Below are 24,872 nucleotides of genomic sequence, written 5' to 3'. Positions count from 1 at the left end.
TGTATAACCGCAATTACGGCGGATTCGACTACGTCCGAATCCACTCGGAATTGCTAAAGTCTGTGCTAAACCGAAAATTAATGCATATTAACCCGTAACTGACGGTTATACGAGACCGTTCTCTGCAATTAAAAACTGAATGAAAAATTATAATTACCAAATATTATCGCCGTATGAATTTGAAATGCTCAGCAGAGATATACTTCAACTTCATTTAAGTATTTATTTAGAGTCATTTGGGGAAGGACAAGATGACGGAATTGATTTAAGGTGCTCAAAAGGCGAATATTTAGTAGTTCAAGCAAAAAGATATAAAAACTTTAGTTCTTTGTTAGCAAACCTTAAAAAAGAACAAATTAAAGTCGAAAAACTCAAACCTGAGAGATATATTATAACAACTAGTGTTTCACTTTCGCCAGCCAATAAAGAAATCATCAAAGATTTATTTAAACCTTACATAAAATCTAATGAAGATATTTTTGGGAAGGAGGACTTAAATAATCTTTTAACAATTTTTCCTGCTGTTGAAAAAAACTATTATAAACTTTGGTTAGCTAGTATTGATGTTCTAAATCAAATTTTAAATAGCCAAGTAATTAACCAATCAAAATTCTTTTTAGATGATATTCAAGAGAAGATTGGTGTCTATGTTCAAAACAATAGTTTTACAGAAGCTCTTTCTGTAATAAAATCAAATAATTATGTGATAATTTCAGGATCACCAGGAATAGGAAAAACTACACTCGCTGAAATGCTAGTATTTCACCTTTTAAGTAAAGGAATGGAAGAGTTTATATTCCTTTCTGACAGCATAAATGACGGATTTAAATTTTATAATGAAAATAAAAGACAAATCTTTCTATTTGATGATTTTCTTGGAAGGAACTTTCTTCAAAACTCATTGCCCACGAATGAAGAAAAACAGATATTACGGTTTATAAATAAAATTCAACGTTCTTCCAATAAAGTTTTAATATTTACAACAAGAGAATATATTTTAAACCAAGCAAAACAAAAGTTTGATGTTTTTGAAAATGACCTTTCCAAATGTGTTTTAGATATTTCTAAATATAGTACTCTTGTTAAAGCAAAAATACTATACAATCACTTATCAACTAACCAAATTCCTTTTGAATATATTGATGAAGTAATTAAACAAAATTATCTTTTTAAGATTATAAAACACACTAACTATAATCCTCGTATAATTGAATCAATTACACAAAAGAAGCTATGGGAAAACACCACTCCAAATAAATTTCCTTCTAAATTAATTAGCCTTTTCGATGATCCTTTTTTAGTTTGGCAACACGTTTATGAAAATCAAATATCATCTGTTTCTAGAATAATTTTAAATTCAATTCTTATTTCAGGTAATGAAATCGAATACGATCAATTATTTAATCAAGTAAAGTGCTACATAAACCAAAATAAAGATAGTTTTGATTTTAATGTCAACAATCATAATTTTAAGTTATCAATTAGAGAATTAGAAAATTCATTAATTCAAATTGACAAAAATTATAATGGTCGTTTAATAGTACAATACCAAAATCCTTCGATTCAAGATTTCCTTGTTAATTATGTAAACAAAGATTCTATTGCAAAAAAATATCTAATAAATTCAATCCTCTTTTTAAGACCATCCCTCAATATTTTCAATTCTCAATTAGATTTATTGCTAAAACAAAAAATTACACTTGACTTGAATTTATTGGAAACATTTCAAGCCAAGGTAATAGAAAGGTTTGAAAGCTTAGAAGTTGATTCAAAGCTTTCGCAATATTGTAGCCTATCCCATTTTAGGACACCTCTAAATTCGACAAAAAATTGTTTTCTTGCTCGGATTTGGGGATTAAATTTATTTCATCTTCAAATCTGGGCATAAATTCTACAGGGGATTTGTTTCCCAAGGATTTATGCGGATGATTATTATTGTAATCAAGTTTCCATTGATTGTTTAACTTTTGTAACTGATAGATGTCATCAAAATAATAAGCATCCAGTATATCTTCCCTATAATGCCTATTAAATCTTTCAATATATCCATTCTGCATTGGTTTGCCTGGTTGAATATACTTGATTTCGATAAAGTTTCTTTCACACCAATTAGCAAAGGTCTTTGATATAAACTCAGGACCATTATCACGCTGAAGTACTTGGAACACCTATTTCCTCTTTAAGTTGCTCTAAGACCTCTACAACTGCTCTGGCAGGAAAGGACAATCCAGCTTCTACCAGTAATGCTTCTCGATTGCAATCATCTATAACGTTCAACACACGAACCTTTCTTCCATCACTAAGAACATCACTCATAAAATCCAAACTCCAACAAATATTCAATGATACTGGAGCTTCTAAAGGCTGTTTGACTCTTGTTGCTAAACGTTTCTTGTGTTTACGCCTTAGTTTAAGTTTCATTTTTCTATATACTCTCAGAACACGTTTTCTAGTTATTTATGACCTTCGCGACGGATTCGGTTATAATACTCGTCAAAACCTCTAGTAGGCAATTGCTGGGCAAGTTCAGAAACTTGTCAATGACTTCTTTGTCATTTTTCTTCCTTTGGTAATACCACATAGAGCGTGTCAACCCAATAACTCCACAAGCGCGCTTAACGGACACTTCGTACTGTTTTATTAGATATTTGACACGAAATCGTTTGTCGGAAGGTCTTAGAACTTTTTTGATAATACGTCCTTTAGCATCCGAATATCAAGAGAAGCATCCGCATACATTTGCTTAAGCTTAAGGTTTTCTTCTTCAAGTTCCTTTAGTCGCTTTAAATGGCTCGCTTCCATGCCACCATATTTCTTGCGCCAATAATAAATGGTACTCTTGTCGATTCCTAGTTCTCGGGCTAGTTCAGGGACGCTTCTTCCTTGTTCATTCTCCTTTAGGATCTTCACAATCTGTGTCTCGGTAAATTTGCTTTTTTTCATGTGACAGTTTAAAATTTAAAATTAGTAAATTCGAATTTTATGCTGTCCTATTTTTAGGGAAGGCTACAATATTCTAAACCAAGTCAAGATGATAATCACATAATAAAACTTTTTTTGTTTTTTGATTTCTTCAAAACAAAGAATAGTATTAGCGAATCTTTTATTCAAAAAAACTTTGAAAATATAATATACTCTGAGAACATAACTAATAGGTCCATATACGAATTTACACAGTTGCTTGTTTGGTTCTACAATGAAGAAAAATATGACTCTGAAAAAATATTACTTAATATATCTGGATGTTTTTGGAATTATGATGATTTAGGTAATCTTTATGAAATTAAAGCATTATTCGAAAATCAATTTGAAAACTACAAAGAAAACGCTGAAGATATAATTGGAGATATTATCTATGATATTGCTTCTGGAATATCAAACATTGACTCGGATGAAATAGAAGATTTAAAAACCTACCTTGATCAACTAAAGTCTATTGAAGATGATTTTCATTATAATGTAGATAATGAAATAGATGAAATAAATAGAAAAATAAGAGAAATTGAAGAGGAAGAATTTAGGCATTATGACGACTTCTATGATGAATTTCCTGATGCTGATTTCCCTCAGAGAGTTAGTTATATAGATGGAAGTTTATCTAGCTATATTTCGGATCAAGAAGAAAGTGAGTCAGAAGGAAAATCTTATGAAACACCAAGAAATGAAACCGAAATAATAAATGACCTATTCAAATCTTTGGAATAACTGCAGAGAACACGGTATAAAAAACATAGGGCGTTTGTGCTTAATCGAAAGGTCTGTGAGTATTAACAAAGTCCGCTAAATATAAAATTTGGCGTTTATAGAAGAAAAAATAAAAGCAAAATATTTATATTTAGCTAAGTAATAAACCGAAACGAAAGTGCTTATCACCTGCCCTACGTTTCTTATACTGAACGTTGTAGCACATTTGACAAAAACTGATTCCTAATTAGCGAATGGAAAAATTAATCAAAATATTTCTTTTAATTACAGTTTTATGGCTGACTGGTTGCAGAAAAAATGAAAAGAAAATAGTCGATTTAAACAATGGAAAAAACCAATTGACCATTTTAAAGTTTGACGATGGAAAATATATAATCAATGGAAAGTATAATTCTGACCAAAGGCCAAATATTGACTATATAAAATCTGATATTTTTTATGAATATCACACTGGACTTGCCAAATGGACTGAAAATCGGATTGAAATTTTTTCTCAATATGGCAATTTTGATACGATCAACTCGAATGGAAAAATAAAAGTATTTGAAGTCTCTACAAAAGAGTTTGAGGAGTTGAAAAAGGATTCCGTTCAATACACCTATTTTTATTATTAATTGATGTTTATATAAACACTAAAATCTGAATGAATAAAAAGTTGAATGAAAATAAAAAACGTGCTACAACACCGTATAAAAAAAATTGCTAGTTTTAGCTAAACCAAAGTTTGTGCTCGTTTACTAGCTTCTGATTTTCCTTCGGAAAATCCTCGCACGCAAACACGCAACTTTCCTTATACATAAACGTTGTACACAAGCTAAAAAATGAGGAACTCAATTTACATTTTATTATTTATAACTTTATTTTCGTGTCAAAATCAAGGTTTAAGAACGGAATTAGAGAACGCTTATGAGGTATCTTCCAAATATCAAAATGATTCTTTAATCATCGAAGAATTTGAAATCCTAAATAATGAAACTGTTGATTTTGATTATACACAAAAAATTAAAATAAATAGCTTGAACTATGTTATAGAGCTAAAAAAATCAGTCATCGAAAAGGACATGGAAAACATAAGGCTTTTGAAGAAAAATATCCTGAATAGAAATAAACTTATCGAATTAAATGAAACGAAAAAAGAACAATATTTGACTGAAATTGAATATGATGAGCAAAGGTTGGAAAAATCAAAGAATGATATAAAAAAGATTGAGGATGAAATCGCAATTATATCTCAAAAAATTGTTTTAACTCAAGCCGAATTTGGACAAAACAAAGATAAGTTTGAGTTGATTAACTATGTGTTCAAAGGAGAAATAAATGACAAAAAAAGGATAGACACATTATCGATTTTAAAAGTTTCAGATAACGAAATAAAGTTTATTAAGAACAATAAATTTTCAAATTACAAAGGAGAATAAAGCCAGTGTACAACACAGTGTATAATTAATTGCTATGGCTAGTGCTTATCCGGAAAATTCCTTCGGAATTTTCTCGGGTTCGTTTTTGTTTACTAAATTAGTTGCTTAACCACGCAACTAACCATACACCAAACGTTGGCAATAATTTAAACAGAATGACTAACAATAATAGAAAGCCAATATGGGAATCTGCTTTTGACACTAGAACTGCTTTTGCCAAAACTATTTCATTGATTGTAATTCCTGTATTGCTTTTGATTTTCATCTCTGAAAAAGTAGCCAAATATAATGACAGCTGTATTAGTTGGTTTGAGTACATAAAAACTAAAAAAACCGAAATAAATAAAGAAAAACCAATCCGATTTGAACATAAAAATGGACATTATGCTATTTATTTTACCAATGATCGTATAATTTATACTTGCGTTGGTTATAGGAAAATTGACAATGATATTCTGACTAAAAAAATATCTAAAACAAAGGATAGTGAACTCATACGGATTTATGACAAAAATGACATTGAAATTGATTCTTTTGTGACGGATTGGACAAATTGGATTGGATGGAATTAAAAAACTATTGCCAACACAGTATATAAAAAATTGCTAATTTTATGCTAAACCAATGTCAGTTGCACGTTTGCTAGCTTCTGATTTTCCTTCGGAAAATCCTCGCACACAAACACGCAACATTTCATATACATAAACGTTACCCACTATTTGAGAAATGCAGTACTTCAAAGAAAATTTAAAGAATAAACCAACTCTATTTCTCGTAATAGGAATTATCGTTCTGATTATTGGAATTCCTGCTGGAATCTATGGTTTAACGTTAAATGGAGGAGCAAGTTTGGGAGGAGTACTTATTTTAGTCGGAGTTGTTGCATTTATGCCTTTTTTGGCAATCGACCGAATTTTAGTAAAACGAATAAAGCCACTCAAACTCTCAATTTTTGAGTTGATTTTAAGTGTAATTGTATTATTATTTTATTCATCAGACAACAAAAAATTAGTAGTTGACTTGACCGAATATCAAAGCGATTATTTTGTGATAGTTTATAATGATGGGAATTTAAAAAACTCTAAAATAAATTGGTCATTTCCATTTAATAAAAAAGTGGAATATAACTCAAACTCGATAATAATTCCAGTCGAATTTCAAAGCAAATATAGATTGGATATTGAAACACCGAAAAATTGGTCTGGAACAAGAATGAATCCAGACCGAATTAACAATATTGGATTAAGAATTTATACTAGTGGAAAAACAAAATTGAATCGAACTGAAATTGATTCACTAGCAACGATGGAAATAAAAACAGTGGGTAACACCGGTAATCGTTGCACAAGCCCAAAATAAATAGTACACCTTTAATTAAAAACCGTCTTTAGAGACGGTTTCTATTTTTATACAGTTAATATTTTAGGTGATTTACAAGGTCTTAAAAGCGTATTAATAGCTTTATAAAAGGTGTTTTTTAGATTAAAATAAAGTGCAAGTGCTCCTGCATCACTTTTAGTACGTTTTTCAATAAATTTCATGTATTTTTTGAGATTGTAAGCAATAGCTGAGAGTTGCATGCATTTATTGGCTTGTTTTACACCAATAGTATTAACCTTATTTAACCCCATAAACTGTGTCAGGGTTCCAAATACGGGTTCTACGGTGCTTTGCCGTTTTCCTTTCATGTAACGCCCTTGATTACTGTTTACTCGAGCTATATTACGTTGGTATTCCTCACGATAATAGGTAACTGTAAATTTCTTTTCTTGGGCTGATTTCCCAAGACATGTTATGCGAATCGGGCAGTCTATACACAGCTGTTTTGACCCGCGATATTCCTTCTTTTTGGTGTGATTCTTTTTTTCAATAAATACCTTCTTAAACGGTATGGTTTTACCCTTTGAACAGGTGTAATGATCCTTGTCTTTATCATAAGTAAATCCATCTGGACCACCTTTATAAGTGCCATGAGCGGGTATAAAACTTTTTAAACCTATAGCTTCTAGAAAAGCATAATTCTCACCACTACTATAGCCTGTGTCGGCTACACAATTTTCCCAAACAAGTTGTGATTTCCAAAGCCGTTGTTTTACACGCTTAACAATATCTGGTAAATGCTGACTGTCTTTACCGTTTGCATGGTACGCTTTTATATCGCTTATAACATGGTTTGCAGTATCTACAGTAAGCTGACTGAGGTAATTAAGTTTTCTTGCTTTGCCGGGTTTTACACTAATACGCGCATCGGGATCGGTGGGGCTATAATGTGTTGTATTACTCGTGTAGCGACTGCCTTTAGCGCCGGCTCCTGGGCGAGCATCTTGATCTTTTGCCCATTTGGTATTACGGCTTTTTATAGCTTGTAATTCCTTGTGAGATGCAGATAAAGTTTGCTGATTTTTATCTGCTTTGTTTTCTTTAGATTGCCTTAAAGGGGTGTGCTTATCTCGATTGCTAATGTTACGAATATGGCGCAGGTGATTCTCTAAATCTTCTTCAGGAACTTTAAGTTCTAAAGTATCCATGGAAGCATTGGCTTTTACAGGAGCAGAATCTATTGTTTGCGTGTGTCCAGCGACCATACCTGCGGATACACATAGTTCAAAAACCTTTATAAAAACAGATTCAAAAACGTCTTCCGCAAATAATTGTCGTGTACGGCTAATGGTAGAGTGCCACGGTAATTCTTCGTCTATATCATAACCTAAAAAATACAGTATATCCAAACGCATGCTACAATGTGCAATAAGCTTGCGATGACTAGTTATATTTTCTAAATATCCCACTAAACAAAGTTTAAAAAACACAATGGGATCGATGCTTTTTTGTCCGCTTGATCCATAGAACTTTTGAGTGGTTTTATAAAGAAAATTAAGATCTATAGCTGTATGAAGCCGCCGGTAGAAATTGTCTTCTGGCACACGTTCGCTAAGCCTAAACTGATTGAATAGTTTCTCTTGATATGTCTTTTTTCCCTGCATACATAAAGATAAGAAATCTGACTTTTTTATACAATCGCATTAAAGCTTTTTTCTTAACTTGTGCAACAGGCACAATGTATAAAAATAATTGCTCAATTTTGGGCTTAACCAAAGGTCGTTGCAAGTTTACTACGTCTGATTTTCCTGCGGAAAACCCTCGCACGTAAACCCGCAACTATTCTTATACGAGACCGTTAGCTGTAATACGACCAAAAATCGTCAGATAGATAGATTTGACTATATCATTCTTAGATTTGGAAAAGTGAAAAGTACTGGAATAAGTCAATTTTGTACCATAATTTAAATTTAAGAATATGAACACAAAAAAAGTATGGTTTATTACAGGAGCATCTAAAGGTTTAGGATTAATATTAACCAAAAAACTTCTTTTACAAGGTTATAATGTTGCCTCAACTTCAAGAAACAAACAATCCTTAATTAATGAAATTGGAGAAGAGAATGAAAAATTCTTACCAATTCAAATGGATTTAACAGAAAATAAAAATGTTAAGAAAGCTATTGAAGCTACGATTAGTCATTTTGGTAGAATTGATGTTTTAGTTAATAATGCAGGTTACAGCCAAATTGGAACTTTAGAAGAGCTTTCAGCAAAAGAAGTAGAAGATAATTTTAAAGTAAATGTGTTTGGTTCTCTAAACGTAATTAGGAATGCTACACAGTATTTACGTAAACAAAAATCTGGACACATATTTAATATCGCTTCTATAGGTGGTTATACAGGAAATTTTGCAGGTTTCGGTATTTACTGTTCTTCTAAATTTGCTGTTGCAGGTTTTACAGAGGCTTTAGCAGAAGAAATGAAATCATTTGGAGTATATACAACTTTGGTATATCCAGGATATTTTAGAACCAATTTTTTATCAGAAGGTTCTGTTAAAACACCTAATAATCCAATTGAAGATTATAAAACAGCTCGTGAAATGGAACAAGCACATTTAAAAGAAATTAATGGTAATCAACCCAACGACCCTGAAAAAGGTGCTGAAGTTTTGATTACTTTGAGTAAACAAGAGCATCCACCAGTTCATTTTTTTATGGGAGAAGATGCACATCATTATGCTAACCTAAAAATAGATACAATCCGAAAAGCTATGGAAGAAAACAGAACTTTAGGAATATCTACAGGATTTAAAAATTTAATTTAAATGATGATAGAACAAACCAAAGAATATATTGGAATATGGGTAACCAAGGATGGAAACATACGTCACGAATTACTACCAAACAACCGTTATGATGAAGCCAGAGGAAAACGAAAAAGTGCCTACCAAGGTGATTATTGGATAACTGGAAACCATATTGATTATAAGGACGATACAGGTTTTACTGCCGATGGAGAATTTAAAAACGGCATTCTTTATCACGCAGGTATGATATTATATAAAGAACAATAATAATTTATATTTAACAAATGATAAACACATTCCGTTTTAAAGCGATAAGCGATTTTCACAAATACTGCAATCTACCAAAACCCGAACACCCTTTAATTAGTCTGGTAGATTACAGTAACGTAAATTATCCCACAGACACAAAAGAGATTAAATGGATTCAGGAGTTCTACTCTATTGGTTTAAAACGGAATGTAAATGAAAAATTCAATTATGGGCAACAAAAGTATGATTTTGATGAAGGTGTTTTGTCATTTATTGCACCCAATCAGGTTTTACAGATTCAAATAAATCAAAATGTAGAAGTCAATGCATCTGGTTGGCTTTTACTTGTACATCCAGATTTTTTATGGAATACAAAATTGGGAAAATCAATAAAAAAATATGCCTTTTTTGGCTATGCAGTAAATGAAGCTCTCTTCCTTTCCGAAAAAGAAGAATTCAATTTAGAACAATTACTAAAGAGCATACAACAGGAATATCAATCCAATATTGACAAGTTTAGTGAAAGTATAATTATCTCTCAAATTGAACTATTCTTAAACTTTGCTCAACGATATTATGAGCGACAATTCATAACAAGAAAGATTAATAATCATCAAATTATAGCGAAACTAGAAGAACTACTAAACTTATATTTTGATGACAATGGAATTCTGGACAATGGAATTCCTACGGTTACTCAAATTGCAAACGATTTAAATCTTTCACCTAATTATCTAAGTAGTACTTTAAAAATTGTAAGCGGACAGAGTACAAAACAACATATTCAGAACAAAATAATTGAAAAAGCCAAAGAAAAATTATCAACTACCGAATTAAGCGTGAGTGAAATTGCCTATGAATTAGGTTTTGAGTATCCTGCGTCATTTAGTAAACTATTTAAAAACAAAACTAATATTTCCCCTATTGAATTTAGACAATCTTTTAATTGAGTAAAAAGTACTACCGCTAACAAAGTACTGTGGTAAAAAACAAGTAAAAAAGCATTCACTTTTCACTAAAGTACTTCTATAAGAATCAACAATTTGCATTTGACCAACCAAATATTGCCGTATTAGAATTTCCATATTGCTTTTTACCCACTTGCGTTGTACCGATTGTACTGATGTCAAACATTTTACTAATCGAAAAAAGCACTACCGCTAACAATGTGTATAATCAATAGCGGGTTAAGTGCTTAATTCTAAGTTATTGCATTATTTGTCGTTACTACAAATTCATTTGCTATTCGTAAATTAGCAAATGAATTTTTGCAGTAGCTTGGGTTGGTGTTAAACCGAAAAGTTCAGCTTCCAATACCCGCTACTGCTAATAAACAAAACCGTTAGCGGTAATAAGACAAAAGTAACTGTAATCTTGAATTTAAATACGTTTATCCTTGATTTGAAAACTTTATAAATCTGTATGCCTTATAGCTTTGTAAAAAACAAAAATTATGAATACACAGAAAGTTTGGTTTATTACAGGAGCGTCTAAAGGGATGGGACTTGAAATCACAAAAGCAGTTTTGAGTAATGGCGATAAAGTCATTGCAACTTCTCGAGATACGGACACGCTTATAGAAAAAATTGAAGAACACAAAGGAAATTTGCTTCCAATAAAGCTGGACATCAGCAATGAAAAAGAGGTTATAAATGCGATTTCAAAAAGCATAGATGAATTTGGACAAATAGATGTTGTGGTCAATAATGCAGGGTATAACCTATTGGGGAATATCGAAGAACTAAGCGATGCCGAGTTTAGAAAAACAATGGATATTAATGTTTTTGCAATGACCCACATCATCAGAAATGTTTTGCCACACCTACGCAATCAAAAATCGGGGCATATTATTAATATCGCATCTATGATGGGTTATATGAGTTATCCTGCTAACGGAAGCTATAGCGCTTCAAAATATGCGGTTATAGGTTTATCAGAAGCGCTGGCTCAAGAAGTTACGCCTTTTGGCGTAAAAGTAACTATCCTTGCCCCAGGAACATTTCGTACAAATTTTATGAATGTGGACAGTCTGAGTGTTGCGAAAAATAAAATTGACGCCTATAATTTGGATAAACAGGTAGCACAATTTACAGGGTTTGACGGCAAACAATTAGGTGATCCTAAAAAATTAGCAGAGGTAGTAATTAAACTTGTAGAAATGCCTAATCCTCCCTTACATCTTCCTTTAGGTTCTGATAGTTACAATGCCATTTTGGAAGTTCGTAAAAACGGAAAGGAAGAAACGGAACAATGGAAAGCCTTATCTTTATCAACTGATTTTCAAGAAAAATAATATGAAAAAAGCTACTCCATATAAAATTGAATCCATATCTGAACTTCATAAATTGTTCAATTTGCCAAAACCAATTCATCCTTTAATAAGCGTGATTGATTTTGAGCATTTGAAATTCGATTCTAATGAAATTTGGAGCAGCTTTTATTATGACTTCTATTGTGTAGCGATTAAAAAAGAGGCTTCAGGCAAATTTCGGTACGGACAAGGTCATTATGACTTTGATGAAGGCGTAATTAGTTTTACCAAACCAGGTCAAATTTTTTCTGTCTCAAATCCTACAGATGACCCTGTGTCAGGATTTATGATGGTTTTTAAACCTGACCTAATACGGCATTATGAATTGGGAAAGCATATTGGTAATTATGGATTTTTCTCCTATTCTACCGCAGAAGCGCTTCACCTTTCTGAAAAAGAAGACCATATCATTATTTCCCTGATGTATCAAATACAGGATGAACTAAAAAATAACATTGACCATTACAGTCAAGATGTAATAGTGTCGCATATTGACTTGCTTCTGAATTACGCAAAGCGTTTTCATAATAGACAGTTTTTGACACGAAGTTCTGAGAATAATGATATTGTCATAAAAATGGAAGAATTAATGGATGTGTACTTAAAAAGTGATGCTACACTATCGGGTGTTCCCACGGTCAACTATTTTGCAGAAAAACTCAATATCTCTCCTAATTATTTGAGTGATTTATTAAAAAATGCTACCGGCAAAAATGCACAAACCCATATTCAAGACTCCATAGTTAAAAGAGCGAAAGAACTACTTTCCACTACTAATTTTAGCATAAAAGAAATTGCTTATGATTTAGGATTTGAATACCCCCAATCATTCAGTACTATGTTTAAAAAAAACACACAACAATCACCAGTGCAATTCAGAGCATCGTTTAATTGAAAAAATATCTAATGTTTGCAATCATTGAAAAACAGTGGTTTTAATTATTAAATGAAAGAAAAAGAATAAACCTTACATTAGCCTACAAGAATCATATATTTGGCTACAAACACCCTTCTGTTTCTGTGCAATTTTGTCAAGCAATTTTGCAAAGCACTTAAAAACAGAAAAGATGAAAATTACACTTGCAGGTTCATTAGGTCACATAGGCAGACCGCTAACGCAGGAGTTGGTACAAAAAGGACATTCGGTAACGGTGATAAGCAGTAAAGCTGAAAGAAAAAAAGACATTGAAGCTATGGGAGCCACAACAGCTATTGGCTCTATAGAAGACGTCGATTTTATTACTTCAGCATTTACAGGTGCTGATGCTGTATTTTGTATGGTGCCACCTGCAAATTATTTTGACCACAACCTTGATTTGCTTGCCTACTATAAAAACCTAGGGAATAAATACGCACAAGCTGTAGCACAAAGTGGAGTAAAAAAAGTAGTTAATCTAAGTAGTATCGGAGCTCATATGAAAGAAGGTAACGGCATACTTCAAGGCACATTTTATGTAGAAAGCATACTCAATGCATTACCTTCGGATGTTGCTATTACCCATATTCGTCCTACCGAATTTTATTATAATTTGCTATCGCAGGTGCATTCCGCAAAAGAAAATGGTTTTATAGTATCTAATATCAGAGGTGAAGTTGTAAATGCCTGGGTATCACCCGTGGATATTGCTAGCGTTATTGCCGAGGAGATTACTTCAAAACTTGCCGGACAAAACGTACGGTATGTAACAAGTGATGAACTTACTTATAATGCATTGGCAAAAATATTAGGAGAAACAATAGGAAATCCAGATTTGAAATGGATTACCTTAGCAGATGAACAGCTTAGAGAAGGTTTGAAGTCTGCGGGTATGCAACCAGCCATTGCAGAGGGTATGATGGAAATGTATACAGCTATAAACAGTGGTTTATTATACGAACATTACAACCAACATAAACCCAAAAAGATGGGCACTGTAAAAATGAAAGATTTTGCTGAAGACTTTGCTGAAGCATATAATCAACTATAGCCATAGATTATGAAAAACATAGCGCCTCACCATTTCAAAACAATTAGCGAATACCATCGATTTCGAGGTTTACCTAAGCCAGAACACCCATTGATGAGTGTTATAAATTTGGATGAAATAAGGAATCTTCCAACTGATGGGCAAAGCAGTTGGATATTTGACTTTTACTCTATTGCATTAAAAAGAAATATTGATGCTACGGTAAAATACAAATATGGTCAGCAGACCTACGATTTTGATGAAGGCATTATGTTTTTTATTGCTCCCAAACAGGTCTTTTCGGTTAAAACAGAAGGCGATTACAAACTTTCGGGATGGATGCTGCTCATTCATCCTGATTTTTTATGGCAGAGTCCTTTGAGAAAAACCATAAAACAATACGAGTTCTTTAGTTATTCTGCAAATGAAGCCCTACATCTTTCAGATAAAGAGGAAACTACAATTATCAGTGTTTTTAAAAGTATAAAACAGGAGTATGTTTCTAATATTGATAAGTTTAGTCAGCCTCTCATAATTGCCCAAATAGAAGTGTTACTCAACTATTCAGACAGATTTTATCACCGTCAATTTATCACCAGAAAAATACACAACCATACCATATTAAATCGTTTGGAAGAAATACTTAAAGACTATTTCAATCAGGACAGTTTGATAGAAAATGGATTACCTACAGTTCAAAGTATTGCTAAAGAACTAAATGTATCAGCCAACTATCTTAGTGGTTTGCTCAAAACCCTGACGGGACAAAGCACACAACAACATATCCACGAAAAATTGATTGAGAAAGCAAAAGAAAAGTTATCAAATACCAATTTGTCCGTAAGTGAAATTGCGTATTCATTGGGTTTTGAACATTCACAGTCGTTCAGTAAGCTATTCAAAACAAAAACAAGTTTTTCGCCATTGGAATATAGACGCTCCTTTAATTGAAATGAATCGTTATTTACCAAATGGTTTCACAATAAGATTACAAAACTGTTTTCAACAAATACCTCACAGCAATGAAGGCCGACTCTTCCACAAAGCGAGATTTGCCTGAAGAAATCGCATCCATAGTTTACGAAGCAAGTACAGATAATAAAAAAAATTACATTATACCGTAGGTAAGCCTTCGACAACAGAGCATGAATGATTGAAAAAAGACGGAATAGAAAAAGTAATGAATACGATGAACAAACGATTTTTTGAACACAAATAATTTGCTGAAAAGCCTAGCTGAAACATAAGTATAAAAATAGCGGTTTGGGTGTAAACTCGAACCGTTTTTGCTTTTAATAAAGTATCTTGCTATACGAAAGGCAAGAACATTTAATCAGCTACTGTTCTTATACTAGACCGCCGTACTGCATTTTCAAACCGAAACTAGACAATTACAAATTATTCATCAAATCATTTAACACAGCACTGTTATTATCCAACTCAAAAGACACATCTGTTTTTTTTTCCATATCGTGAAAATAATCATCCTGAACGGAGTCGAAGAATGTTCATCAAGGCAAAATGAAAGCGTATAAGCTTAAGACACCAAAAAAGTACTTTATATTCTAAAATATATTATTTTAGAGGAGCTAAAACAATATATAACCTTATTTATCCTGTGAATAAGACTAGAAATGAGTAATAATCGAAGGTTTGACAAGTTGTGTGCAATACCTTACGAAACTCTTAAAACAAGAATGGATATTATTAAACTACCTGAATCATTAAACTCTGAAAAGTCACTGAATGTTCAATTTTATGACTATTGTAGTTCAAAAGAAATTTCCAAACAACAAATCATTCTAAATCAGAATACATTTAGTTTTTTAATTGAAGGAAATAAAGAAGTGATTTTTGATAATTCAGACCTTTCTATTGATAATCGCAAGTTTTTGATTATGAAATCTGGTCATTGTTTAATGACAGAAAAACTATCCGAAATCAAAAATTACAGAAGTATCCTTTTATTTTTTACTAACGAAACTTTATCCAAATTCATTCAAAAATTTGAACTAAATAATAATAAACAAAAAGAATATAAATCTGTTTACTCATTTGAGTATGATAAATTTATTAAACGGTTTGTTGATAGCTTGATAGACATTTCTAAACTTTCAAAACCAATACAAAAAAAGATAATTGAAGTGAAATTTGAAGAAATAATGCTATATCTTGTAGAGTTACACGGAACTCATATTTTATACGCTTTAACGTCAAATAATGACAATCTTACTCAAAACTTTACACGGACTATTGAAAGTAATCAATTAAAAAAACTCACATTGAAAGAATTAGCTTTTCTATGCAATATGAGTCCATCAACTTTCAAAAGAGAATTTGAAAAACACTATTCTGAATCACCTATCAAATGGTTTCAAAACAAAAGATTAGAATACGCTCATTATTTACTCAATCAAGAAAATAAAAAATCTTCTGAAATATATTTTGAAGTTGGCTACGAAAATTTGTCGAGTTTTATTCAAGCTTATAAATCAAAATACAATAAAACCCCAAAACAGCAACAAATAAATTGAGCTTTTGGCAACACTTTTTGAGCTTCTTAATATATACTTTTTGATAGTGTTGTACTTAAATTTGTATCGAATTTAAAACAATATCAAAATGAAAAAAATAATTTTAATGATGTCCTTAGTAATCTCAACAGGACTATTTGCGCAAGAAACATTTACCTTGTCAAGTAAGGATTTAGGTGGAGAAACTACTAAAAAACAAGAGTTTAACGGGTTTGGTTGTTCAGGAGAAAACCTATCACCTCAATTATTGTGGGAAAATGCACCTGAAGGAACTAAAAGTTTTGCAATCACAATGTACGACCCAGACGCACCAACAGGAAGCGGGTTTTGGCATTGGGTAGTTTTTGATATTCCTGCGAACGTAAATGAATTAATCACAAATGCAGGTAATGTTGAACTAAATTTAGCACCTAAAGGAGCAATTCAGAGTATTACAGATTATGGAATTAAAGGATTTGGAGGACCTTGTCCACCTAAAGGACACGGATTTCACCAATATATAATTACTGTTTATGCTTTAAAAACAGATAAATTAGGACTTGATGAAAATATAAATCCAGTCATAGTTGGTTTTAACCTTTGGAATCAAACATTATCAAAGGCAAGTATTGTAGCTTATTACAAACGAAACTAATAAGTACTGCACACAACAGTGTAAAAAAAAAACGGTTAAGAGCTAAACTTAAAGTTTATTTCTTTTCTGCTATCTTTGTTTTATAACGGAAAATTATCGCAAATAAATCTGCTACTTTCCATATACCAAACCGTTCAGACCGAAACAAGACAATTACAAGTTATTCTTTAAATTATTAAAAAAAGCACTGTAATTACCCAACTCAAAAGACACCTCAGCATTTTTTTCCATATCGTGAAAATGATGTTCCTGAGCGGAGCCGAAGAATGTTCAACAAGGCAAAATGAAAGCGTATTAACTTAAGAAGAACTGTGTTATAAAACAATAAAAAAGAGTTAATTTTTTAAACAATATTCTTCTGATACATTTTCATCCTAGATAAAAACATATTTAAATAAATAATATTAAAACCATGGTTTACCTCACTAAAACACTCCTGTAGTTTTCGTCATACCACAAATGAGATTTAGCAATAGCAAAGGCTTGTTTTAATAGTTTATTACAGACTGCAACTAGAGCTAGTTTTTTACTCTTTCCTTTTGCAACAATCCTGTTATAAAGCTCTTTACAAGCTTTATTATGTTTACTTGCAGAGAAACTACACATAAATAATACTTTCCTCAATCTTCTATTTCCCATTTTACTTATTCTAGGTCTTGACCTTATACTGCTGCCAGATTCTCTTATTATAGGTGTTAGGCCTGCGAAAGAGCATAGTTCTGATGCTTTATTAAAACGCTCAAACCCATCTGTCAATACAATTAAAAGAGCGCTAGCTTTGGCTCCTAAACCAGGTATGCTTTTAATACGACTATGCAAGTCTTGATATTCTTCTTTTACTAATTTTAGAACGGTTATCTCCAGAGTTTCTATTTCCTTTTTATAAAAATTCAAGCTACGCTTTATTGAACGTATTACTCTAGGCACTGGGCAGCCTTGGGCTTCTTCAGAGTGTAATTTGTTTTTAAGAACTATTATTTCTTTAGTATATAAATTACTTAAACTTAATAGATGAGAACATTCTATTTGGCTCTTTGTCTGACCTGTCCATAAGCTGGGACTATTCATTATTGAATATTCATAAATCATTTTAGAATCACTCTTGTCTGTCTTAATTTTGGATAATTTCATTTGAATGAACCGTTTAACAGATAAAGGATTTTCAACACTAACTTTAATATTATGCTCTATTAGATAATATGACAATCTTAAATGATATACACCTGTAGATTCCATAACACAATGAAGATTACTACCCATAAGTTTGAGAAATTTTTTAAAGCCTATAAGCTCATTGTTAAACCGATGAAACAAACCGTCACTCCCCATCACATCAAAAACATCTTTACTAATGTCAATTCTAAAATAATTCGTATTTTCATTCATATTTAACATGTTATGAAGGAACGTATCTACCGTGTTTTCTACAACTTAAAAACGAGATCCTTAGTCTCTTAGAACTGTACGAAATAATAGTAGAAAAGAGAGAGGATTTTCAAGAAAAACGAGATCAAGTCTCACTATACAAAATAACCTTAATTCTCTCTTTTTGTTCTTTCTGATTTGATACTTAATTTATAACTTATATTTGATAAGCCTAACTTAAGATATACGCAACCGCTATCTGTAATGAAACAACAAACCTATTTCAAGAAAAAGAGAAAATTTTTGAACACAAAGAACAAAGATTTGCACACATAAATCACATTCTATATGAACAATTTTGCATCGTAAAAATAATAAATAAAAGATGGAGAATTTAAAAAGAAAAGATTTGAGCAATTTATCAAAACGTTTAATCAGAGCAGGTGAACTCTTAGTTTCTGGCGAAGACCAAAAAGAATTAGACTCTTATTTCGATACAGAAAATTTTCAATTTCACGGTCCAGGATTTGACGCAGATTACAATGGTTTAATTAGTTACTTTCAAGCTGCACAAGCTGCATTTGGTCCATTAGTAATTAATAGAGGAATTATAATTGAACAGAATAATTATATTGCCTGTCAAACATTCATTGAAGGAAAATTTATAAATGATTTTACCCAATCGCCAATTGGAACCATATCGCCAAATGGAGAAAAAATAATTTTTGATTTAATGAATATCTTTAAATTTGATAATCAAGGAAGATTAATTGATGAATGGGTAAGAATGGATAATAGAGGTTTTCTTAATCAGCTTGGTGTAAAGGAAAGTAAATAGCAAATAGCAAATAGCAGTTTTCACAAAGGATGAGAAATTCATTTAGAAAAGTACCATCCTTTGTTTAAAATTGAAATATAATTTTATAAGGATGCAACTAATTCGATTAAAATCAATTAAAGAATATCATAAAGCACTCGGAATAGGTAATCCTGAGAATCCGCTCTTAAGTGTTATCGATCTTTCTAAAATTGAGCCCCATCCGGGAGAAGGCTTATTAAGCTATGTTTTTGATTTCTATTCAATTTCGCTAAAGAGAACAGAAAGTGGTAATATAAAATATCGTTATGGACAACAAAAATACGATTTTGACAATGGTATTTTGTATTTCATAGCTCCCAATCAAGTTTTTTCTTTTGATGCAGATGAGAATTTTTCTTCCAGTGGTTATATCATACTTATCCATCCAGATTTTCTATGGAAAACTTCTCTAATAAAAACAATAAAAAGATATGATTTTTTCAATTATAGGATAAATGAAGCCCTTTTTGTCTCGGAAAAAGAAGAAGCTATATTAACTACTTTTATTAAAAATATAGAACTTGAAAATAATTTGAATATCGATAAGTTTACTCAAAATATTATAGTTTCTCAAATTGAGTCATTTTTAAGTTATTCAGAACGCTTTTATCAGCGTCAATTTCTATTTAGAAAAATTAATAACCATCAAATTCTTGAACAATTAGAGGAATTGATAGATGCTTATTTTAATAATGAAAATTTAGAACAGAAGTCATTATTGTCAGTGAAATTTTTGGCGACAAGTTTGAACATATCTGCAAATCACCTGAGTGGTATTTTAAAAACACTCACAGGTCAAACCACACAGCAACATATCCACATTAAATTAATTGAAAAAGCTAAAGAAAAGTTATCTACTACTCAATCTACAATTACTGAAATAGCTTATGAATTAGGTTTTGAACAAAGTCAGAGTTTTAGTAAACTATTTAAAAGTAAAACAAAGTTAACTCCAAAAGAATTTAGAGAGACATTCAACTAAATCTAAAACATACAAACAAAATCACAACAGCTAACAAAGTACTGTGGTAAAAAGCAAGTAAAAATGCATTAACTTTTCACTAAAATACTTCTATAAGAGTCATCATATATTAAACCAGATTTTGCGATAGCAAAAGCCTGTTTTAGAAGCTTATTACACACAGCTATTAAAGCCAGTTTTTTACTCTTCCCTTTTGCTACAATTCGTTCATAAATATCTCTGCATGCTTTGTTGTACTTACAGGCATTAAAACTGCACATAAATAATAAATTACGAAGCTTCTGATTTCCAATTTTTTACTTATTCTACTGCGTCCATTGACACTGCTACCACTCTTTCTAACTACAGGAGTTAATCCAGCATAACTGCAGAGTTCACTACCGCTTGTAAAACGCTCAAAACCATCTGTAAGAACCACTAGCATTAATGCCGTTTTGTTTCCAATTCCTGGTATGCTTTTTAAGCGAGTTAATACATCTTTATGGACTTCTTTAACTAATACCATCAGTTTATCTTCTAAAGTTTTGATTTCTTTTAAAACGTGTTTTAAGCTTCGTTTTATAGAACTTACAACTGCTTTGCTAGGATTTCCTAAAACAGCTTCACCATGTATTTTATTCTTCAGCATAGTGCTCTGTTTTGTATACACAGAAAGGAGTCTGGTCATTTGAAGACATTCTGTTTGATGTTTGGATTGACCTTCCCAAATCTTTAAATCTACTTGTTTTGCATATTCACAAATAAGTTTAGAATCACTTTTATCCGTCTTGATCTTAGACAACTTCATATGGATAAAGCGTTTAACAGCTAAAGGGTTTTCTACTGATACTTTTGTCCCTGACTCTAGTAAATAATAAGCCAATTGATAGTGGTAATAACCAGTGGCTTCCATAACACAATGACTATCCAAATCTAAGAGTTTTGTGAATTTTTTAAAGCCAGAAATTGTGTTTTTAAATTGGTAGTAATTGCCATCTGAATCTATCACATCAAAAACTAAATGGCTAATGTCAATTTATTCATCTTTTATTATTTTATTAATTAGGTATTTATGATGTGCTTCGCAGTTCAAAATATTTAATATCTTTATTCATAAGAAAATGATTTTTAAAAGGACAACTACACGATTTTCAACGACTTAAAATCGAGATCTAAAAGCCTCATAGAACTTTACGAAATCTGTGTAGTAATCGAAGAATGAGATTCTTGAATACATTGGTATTAAATAAGAAATAATGAAAAAAAAGAGAGGGGATTTTCAATGTTGACGGGATCTGTAGTCTCTCCGTATATAATAACTTTATTCCTCTCTTTTGTTCTTTCTAATTTATAGATCTTAATTTAGTGTTTTTGTTAAAATACTAAATTAAGCCGTGTATAATTAATGTGGGGTTTTGTGCTTAGTTCAAAGTTTTGTGGGGTTTTACTAGGTCCGTCAAATCATTTTGATTTGACTTTTGAATATAAAAAAATAAAGGCAAACAAAATGCTTTGCCTAGTACTAAATTGAAAGTCCTCGACTTTCTATTCCCGCACTAACAATACATGCAACGTTACCAAGCAGTCAAAGCAAATCTCCTGTTTATAGAAAATTTTATTTGTTTCACTTTAAAAATTTACAAACACAGAATGCTCTTAAATTTAACGTTATAGAATCATATACAAGAGCATTACTAGATAAGTTATTTAAGCTTATTTTACTTAGCAAGTTTAACAAGCATTTCAGATAGTTCATCAGGCATTGTAATCATTGCATCGTGTCCCGTATTCAATGTTAAATAAGTCCATTGAGGGTTATTCTTAAGTTTGTCACTTCTATCTTTTAAAACTAAAAGTTGAGGATTTGTGCATGCTATATATACCATTGGCAGGTTGTTTCCAAAATTATGTTTTAAATTTAGTTGTTGACCAAATGTCATATAAGGCTGGGCAGTCAATCGTTCATTAACCCATTTTACCTGAAGACTATCAGATACACCAAAATAAGTAGATGATATAGGATCGAAATGTTTGTTTTTATCAAAAATCTTTTTCTTTTTTAATTGTTCTGCTCTGGGCTCAGATGTAATCGGACTTTCTCCATTATGAACGAGCATAGCATCAAGATAAATCAATTTATTCAATCGTTCCGGAATGCTATCAGCAACCCCCGTTATTACAGAACCTGCATAGCTGTGGCCCACTAAAACCACATCCTGTAAATCTTCCAAAACTATTAAATTGATAATATCCAGAATATGCGTTCGAAGACTTATACTATCATTCAAATTATGTTTGTGTTCACCCATACCGCTTAAGCTAGGGGTGTATGTAGTAAATTTTTCTTCAATGAGATTATCCTTAACATCTTTCCAACACCATCCTCCATGCCAAGCACCATGCACCAAGACGAATGTTGTTTTTTCTGTTTTTACTTGAGCAGAACTTATTTGTACAGCAAAAGTCAGAATCAAAAATAGAAGTATTTTTTTTGTATTTTTCATAATATTTATTTTTGACAAAACTATTTCTAACTAAAACAAGAGACAATATCTTACCCGAAAGTGAGTCTGAACAGTAGATAAATAAAAATTACTATGGCAAGTGAAATTAAGATACAATCCACAAATTTTGAAAACTTAAAGATTTTGGCAGAATACTGTAATGTTAATCCTATTTTAAAAAGAATCGGATTGCGTTGGAAAATGCAACTGTTGTATTGTATCTCTGAAGAAGTTTACCAATTCAGTAAACTAAAAAAAATTTTTCCAACCATATCTGATCAAGTCTTAGCTAAGCGAATTGCAGAATTAGTAAAAGAAGAATTGATATGTAAAAGTTTAATCCCAGATACGGTACCACAACAAATACGATATTCAGTTACCGATAAAGGTAATGAACTTATTGAAATAATATTGGCACTGAATAGTTGGGGTCACAAATGGGAGAGATGAGCTTTAATTCTAAAAAAAACAGTGCCGCTTATTAGTTAATATCAACTTATCATTGATGAAAATTAAGAAATAAAAAAGGAAAATATTATAAAATAGAAAACTGTTTGGTAACAAAGCACTGAATTAAATAACAAGTCATTTCTTCAAAAATATTAGACATTATTATATTGGGCTTACAAATTCGAATAGTTGATTTTTGTAAGCTTTTTTTGTGCTGTTTTTTCTAATTATTTAAGCAATACAGAAACGTAAGTATCATCATATGGTCTACATGATTTTGCAACAACAAAACACTGTTTATTCAGCTTATTAGCTGTAGCAATTAATGCCACTTTCTTGCTCTTTCCTTTGTTTACTATCCGCTTATAGAGTTCTCATCAGGCTTTGAAATGTCTACTTTTGTTAGTACAAAATTCTATAATACACTTAAATTTGTAATATGAGAAAAAAGAGTCTTAATGCTTATGAATTATTCTGCAATAGAATGTTACGTGCATTTTATAGAAACATATTCGGACCATGCTCATAGAAATTCCTCAAAGAATGATTGCTTCTTATCCTGGCGTAACAACAGAAACTTTAAGTGCCACCAAAAAAGATTGGTATAAGAAACATACCGTTTGATTTCTTATGAAATCATAATGTACACCGATTTTTAAAATTATACATTTGCTCTAAAAAACACTTTTAATACTTGAAAATCCAAATTAAATGACTGATAAATATTACGTACTGGTGCGTTTCAAAATAGATACTGAAAAATTTAAAGAATTATATTCACTGATTAAAGAATTTTTTGAAAAGGAAGTAAATTCTTATCCTGGATTTATATCTTCTAAAATTCTAACGAATGAAGATAAAACAATGGTAATCAATTATGCCACTTGGGAATCGAAACAAAAATTTGAATATTTTGCTCAGAATATTGTTTCAACATCTAATATTTCCAAAAAAATTGCGTTTTTCAATCCAATAAGAGAGACTTTTTATGAATTTGAATATTTACCAAAAACTGATTAATAAATATTATACTGCATTAATTATCAAATAAATTTGATCCTAAACACAAAAAACAAATTGAAAAGACAGCACTCAAAAACCTATATATCAAACACCTAGATTTTTATAAACTGAAATTTTTAGTAAATTTGGTAATCCGCCAAATCCTTCGATTAAGCTTTTGAACAAAAAAGATAAAACAAAATATAAGAGTTTTGGCATGTGGTTTTGCAGGAAGTTTTTTTCTATTTGCGCGCAACTAATGATAAACTACAATATAGTATCCCATTAAAAAAAAAATCTCGTCTTGAAAGAAATTAAAGTAAAAAAAGGACAAATATTACAACATAATGGAGAGTTAAACTCGAAACTCTATTTTGTCAAATCGGGCTTATTACGTAGCTACTTTATAGATAAAAAAGGAAAAGAGCATATTTATATGTTTGCACCTGAAAATTGGACAATTGCCGATAGCATAAGTCCTGAAAAACCTTGTGAATTATTCATTGAAGCTTTGGAAGATTCAACCATTACAATTCGAGAAAAAATAGTAGAAAACGCAAAAAACCCCCAATCTTTTATTAATCGCATTTGCGTATTGCAAAAAAGAGTCATAATGCTTATGAGTTCCTCTGCAATAGAACGTTACGAGCATTTTACAGAAACATATTCGGACATTGCTCAAAGAGTCCCTCAAAGAATGATTGCTTCTTATCTAGGCGTTACACCAGAAACGTTAAGTGCCGCCAAAAAAGACTGGTATAAGAAACATACCGTTTGATTTCTTATGAAATCATAATGCATA

Annotated in this window: 26 protein-coding genes and 2 pseudogenes; 20 read left to right on the top strand and 8 right to left on the bottom strand. The window is 31.3% G+C overall.

The annotated features are described in order from the left end of the window. The first annotated feature begins 139 nt into the window (after positions 1-139). Positions 140-1,888 (top strand): restriction endonuclease, encoded by a 1,749-nt coding sequence (locus tag ACKC83_RS10935; protein ID WP_434035504.1) that lies wholly within the window; start codon positions 140-142, stop codon positions 1,886-1,888. Here the strand turns inward: ACKC83_RS10935 and ACKC83_RS10930 are convergent. The 3 genes from ACKC83_RS10930 to ACKC83_RS10920 all read right to left on the bottom strand — a co-directional run bounded on the left by ACKC83_RS10930 (position 1,803) and on the right by ACKC83_RS10920 (position 2,943). Further along, entirely contained in the window at positions 1,803-2,057 is a 255-nt protein-coding gene (locus ACKC83_RS10930; protein ID WP_434037777.1) for an integrase core domain-containing protein, read from the bottom strand. The genes ACKC83_RS10935 and ACKC83_RS10930 overlap by 86 nt on opposite strands. Positions 2,058-2,145: 88 nt before the next feature. Next, complete coding sequence (locus tag ACKC83_RS10925; RefSeq protein ID WP_434035503.1) at positions 2,146-2,316, bottom strand: hypothetical protein; 171 nt, start codon at positions 2,314-2,316, stop codon at positions 2,146-2,148. A 360-nt stretch (positions 2,317-2,676) separates the two neighbouring features. Beyond that, a complete protein-coding gene (locus ACKC83_RS10920; RefSeq protein ID WP_067151964.1) occupies positions 2,677-2,943 on the bottom strand; it encodes a transposase in 267 nt (88 codons plus the stop codon). A 114-nt stretch (positions 2,944-3,057) separates the two neighbouring features. Between ACKC83_RS10920 and ACKC83_RS10915 the strand changes: the two genes are divergently transcribed. From ACKC83_RS10915 to ACKC83_RS10895, 5 genes are all read left to right on the top strand, one after another. Beyond that, positions 3,058-3,705, top strand: coding sequence for a hypothetical protein (locus ACKC83_RS10915; protein ID WP_434035502.1), 648 nt, complete (start codon positions 3,058-3,060; stop codon positions 3,703-3,705). Between the two features lie 233 nt (positions 3,706-3,938). Beyond that, on the top strand, positions 3,939-4,319 hold the full coding sequence (locus ACKC83_RS10910) for a hypothetical protein (RefSeq protein WP_434035501.1): 381 nt from the start codon (positions 3,939-3,941) through the stop codon (positions 4,317-4,319). 207 nt (positions 4,320-4,526) lie between these two features. Continuing rightward, entirely contained in the window at positions 4,527-5,123 is a 597-nt protein-coding gene (locus ACKC83_RS10905; protein WP_434035500.1) for a hypothetical protein, read from the top strand. A gap of 155 nt (positions 5,124-5,278) precedes the next feature. Further along, a complete protein-coding gene (locus tag ACKC83_RS10900; protein ID WP_434035499.1) occupies positions 5,279-5,695 on the top strand; it encodes a hypothetical protein in 417 nt (138 codons plus the stop codon). A gap of 154 nt (positions 5,696-5,849) precedes the next feature. Continuing rightward, the gene (locus ACKC83_RS10895) at positions 5,850-6,482 is read left to right on the top strand and encodes a hypothetical protein (protein ID WP_434035498.1); all 633 of its coding nucleotides are present in this window, start codon (positions 5,850-5,852) and stop codon (positions 6,480-6,482) included. Between the two features lie 47 nt (positions 6,483-6,529). Here the strand turns inward: ACKC83_RS10895 and ACKC83_RS10890 are convergent, their stop codons facing one another. Next, entirely contained in the window at positions 6,530-8,107 is a 1,578-nt protein-coding gene (locus tag ACKC83_RS10890; RefSeq protein ID WP_434035497.1) for an IS1182 family transposase, read from the bottom strand. A gap of 314 nt (positions 8,108-8,421) precedes the next feature. On the opposite strand from ACKC83_RS10890, the gene ACKC83_RS10885 reads away from it, so the two are divergent. From ACKC83_RS10885 to ACKC83_RS10845, 9 genes are all read left to right on the top strand, one after another. Further along, positions 8,422-9,273 (top strand): SDR family oxidoreductase, encoded by an 852-nt coding sequence (locus tag ACKC83_RS10885; RefSeq protein WP_434035496.1) that lies wholly within the window; start codon positions 8,422-8,424, stop codon positions 9,271-9,273. Continuing rightward, positions 9,274-9,522 (top strand): Atu4866 domain-containing protein, encoded by a 249-nt coding sequence (locus ACKC83_RS10880; RefSeq protein ID WP_434035495.1) that lies wholly within the window; start codon positions 9,274-9,276, stop codon positions 9,520-9,522. A 17-nt stretch (positions 9,523-9,539) separates the two neighbouring features. Beyond that, the gene (locus ACKC83_RS10875) at positions 9,540-10,454 is read left to right on the top strand and encodes a helix-turn-helix domain-containing protein (RefSeq protein ID WP_434035494.1); all 915 of its coding nucleotides are present in this window, start codon (positions 9,540-9,542) and stop codon (positions 10,452-10,454) included. A 503-nt stretch (positions 10,455-10,957) separates the two neighbouring features. Beyond that, entirely contained in the window at positions 10,958-11,797 is an 840-nt protein-coding gene (locus ACKC83_RS10870; RefSeq protein ID WP_434035493.1) for an SDR family NAD(P)-dependent oxidoreductase, read from the top strand. A gap of 1 nt (position 11,798) precedes the next feature. Next, complete coding sequence (locus ACKC83_RS10865) at positions 11,799-12,710, top strand: AraC family transcriptional regulator (RefSeq protein ID WP_434035492.1); 912 nt, start codon at positions 11,799-11,801, stop codon at positions 12,708-12,710. A gap of 172 nt (positions 12,711-12,882) precedes the next feature. Then, positions 12,883-13,782: an NAD(P)H-binding protein gene (locus ACKC83_RS10860; RefSeq protein WP_434035491.1), complete on the top strand. Its 900-nt coding sequence runs from the start codon at positions 12,883-12,885 to the stop codon at positions 13,780-13,782. 9 nt (positions 13,783-13,791) lie between these two features. Beyond that, the gene (locus ACKC83_RS10855) at positions 13,792-14,712 is read left to right on the top strand and encodes a helix-turn-helix domain-containing protein (protein WP_434035490.1); all 921 of its coding nucleotides are present in this window, start codon (positions 13,792-13,794) and stop codon (positions 14,710-14,712) included. 746 nt (positions 14,713-15,458) lie between these two features. Then, entirely contained in the window at positions 15,459-16,295 is an 837-nt protein-coding gene (locus tag ACKC83_RS10850; protein WP_434035489.1) for a helix-turn-helix domain-containing protein, read from the top strand. Positions 16,296-16,383: 88 nt separating this feature from the next. Beyond that, a complete protein-coding gene (locus ACKC83_RS10845) occupies positions 16,384-16,929 on the top strand; it encodes a YbhB/YbcL family Raf kinase inhibitor-like protein (protein ID WP_434035488.1) in 546 nt (181 codons plus the stop codon). Between the two features lie 417 nt (positions 16,930-17,346). Here ACKC83_RS10845 and ACKC83_RS10840 read toward each other — a convergent pair whose 3' ends face one another. Beyond that, a complete protein-coding gene (locus tag ACKC83_RS10840; RefSeq protein WP_434035487.1) occupies positions 17,347-18,315 on the bottom strand; it encodes an IS110 family transposase in 969 nt (322 codons plus the stop codon). Positions 18,316-18,679: 364 nt separating this feature from the next. On the opposite strand from ACKC83_RS10840, the gene ACKC83_RS10835 reads away from it, so the two are divergent. Further along, entirely contained in the window at positions 18,680-19,132 is a 453-nt protein-coding gene (locus tag ACKC83_RS10835) for a hypothetical protein (RefSeq protein WP_434035486.1), read from the top strand. A 91-nt stretch (positions 19,133-19,223) separates the two neighbouring features. Then, complete coding sequence (locus tag ACKC83_RS10830; RefSeq protein WP_434035485.1) at positions 19,224-20,135, top strand: helix-turn-helix domain-containing protein; 912 nt, start codon at positions 19,224-19,226, stop codon at positions 20,133-20,135. Between the two features lie 68 nt (positions 20,136-20,203). Here the strand turns inward: ACKC83_RS10830 and ACKC83_RS10825 are convergent. Both ACKC83_RS10825 and ACKC83_RS10820 read right to left on the bottom strand, forming a co-directional pair. Further along, positions 20,204-21,150 (bottom strand): annotated as a pseudogene (locus tag ACKC83_RS10825) (IS110 family transposase). Positions 21,151-21,832: 682 nt separating this feature from the next. Further along, positions 21,833-22,618: an alpha/beta fold hydrolase gene (locus tag ACKC83_RS10820; RefSeq protein ID WP_434035484.1), complete on the bottom strand. Its 786-nt coding sequence runs from the start codon at positions 22,616-22,618 to the stop codon at positions 21,833-21,835. Between the two features lie 93 nt (positions 22,619-22,711). Here ACKC83_RS10820 and ACKC83_RS10815 point away from each other — a divergent pair, with 93 nt between their 5' ends. Continuing rightward, entirely contained in the window at positions 22,712-23,068 is a 357-nt protein-coding gene (locus tag ACKC83_RS10815; RefSeq protein ID WP_414037562.1) for a winged helix-turn-helix transcriptional regulator, read from the top strand. 227 nt (positions 23,069-23,295) lie between these two features. On the opposite strand, the pseudogene ACKC83_RS10810 reads toward ACKC83_RS10815, so the two are convergent. Further along, a pseudogene (locus tag ACKC83_RS10810) lies at positions 23,296-23,442 on the bottom strand (IS110 family transposase); the annotation flags it as partial. 337 nt (positions 23,443-23,779) lie between these two features. On the opposite strand from ACKC83_RS10810, the gene ACKC83_RS10805 reads away from it, so the two are divergent. Together ACKC83_RS10805 and ACKC83_RS10800 are read left to right on the top strand one after the other, a co-directional pair. After that, on the top strand, positions 23,780-24,088 hold the full coding sequence (locus tag ACKC83_RS10805; protein ID WP_414037563.1) for an antibiotic biosynthesis monooxygenase: 309 nt from the start codon (positions 23,780-23,782) through the stop codon (positions 24,086-24,088). A gap of 286 nt (positions 24,089-24,374) precedes the next feature. Then, positions 24,375-24,848, top strand: a complete 474-nt coding sequence (locus tag ACKC83_RS10800; RefSeq protein WP_414037564.1) for a Crp/Fnr family transcriptional regulator — start codon at positions 24,375-24,377, stop codon at positions 24,846-24,848. Positions 24,849-24,872 lie beyond the last annotated feature (24 nt).

It is taken from the genome of Formosa bonchosmolovskayae, assembly GCF_051016085.1.
Classification (GTDB): domain Bacteria; phylum Bacteroidota; class Bacteroidia; order Flavobacteriales; family Flavobacteriaceae; genus Formosa.
Note: the sequence above shows the minus strand (reverse complement) of the source record. Positions and strands in the feature narration are given on the sequence as shown.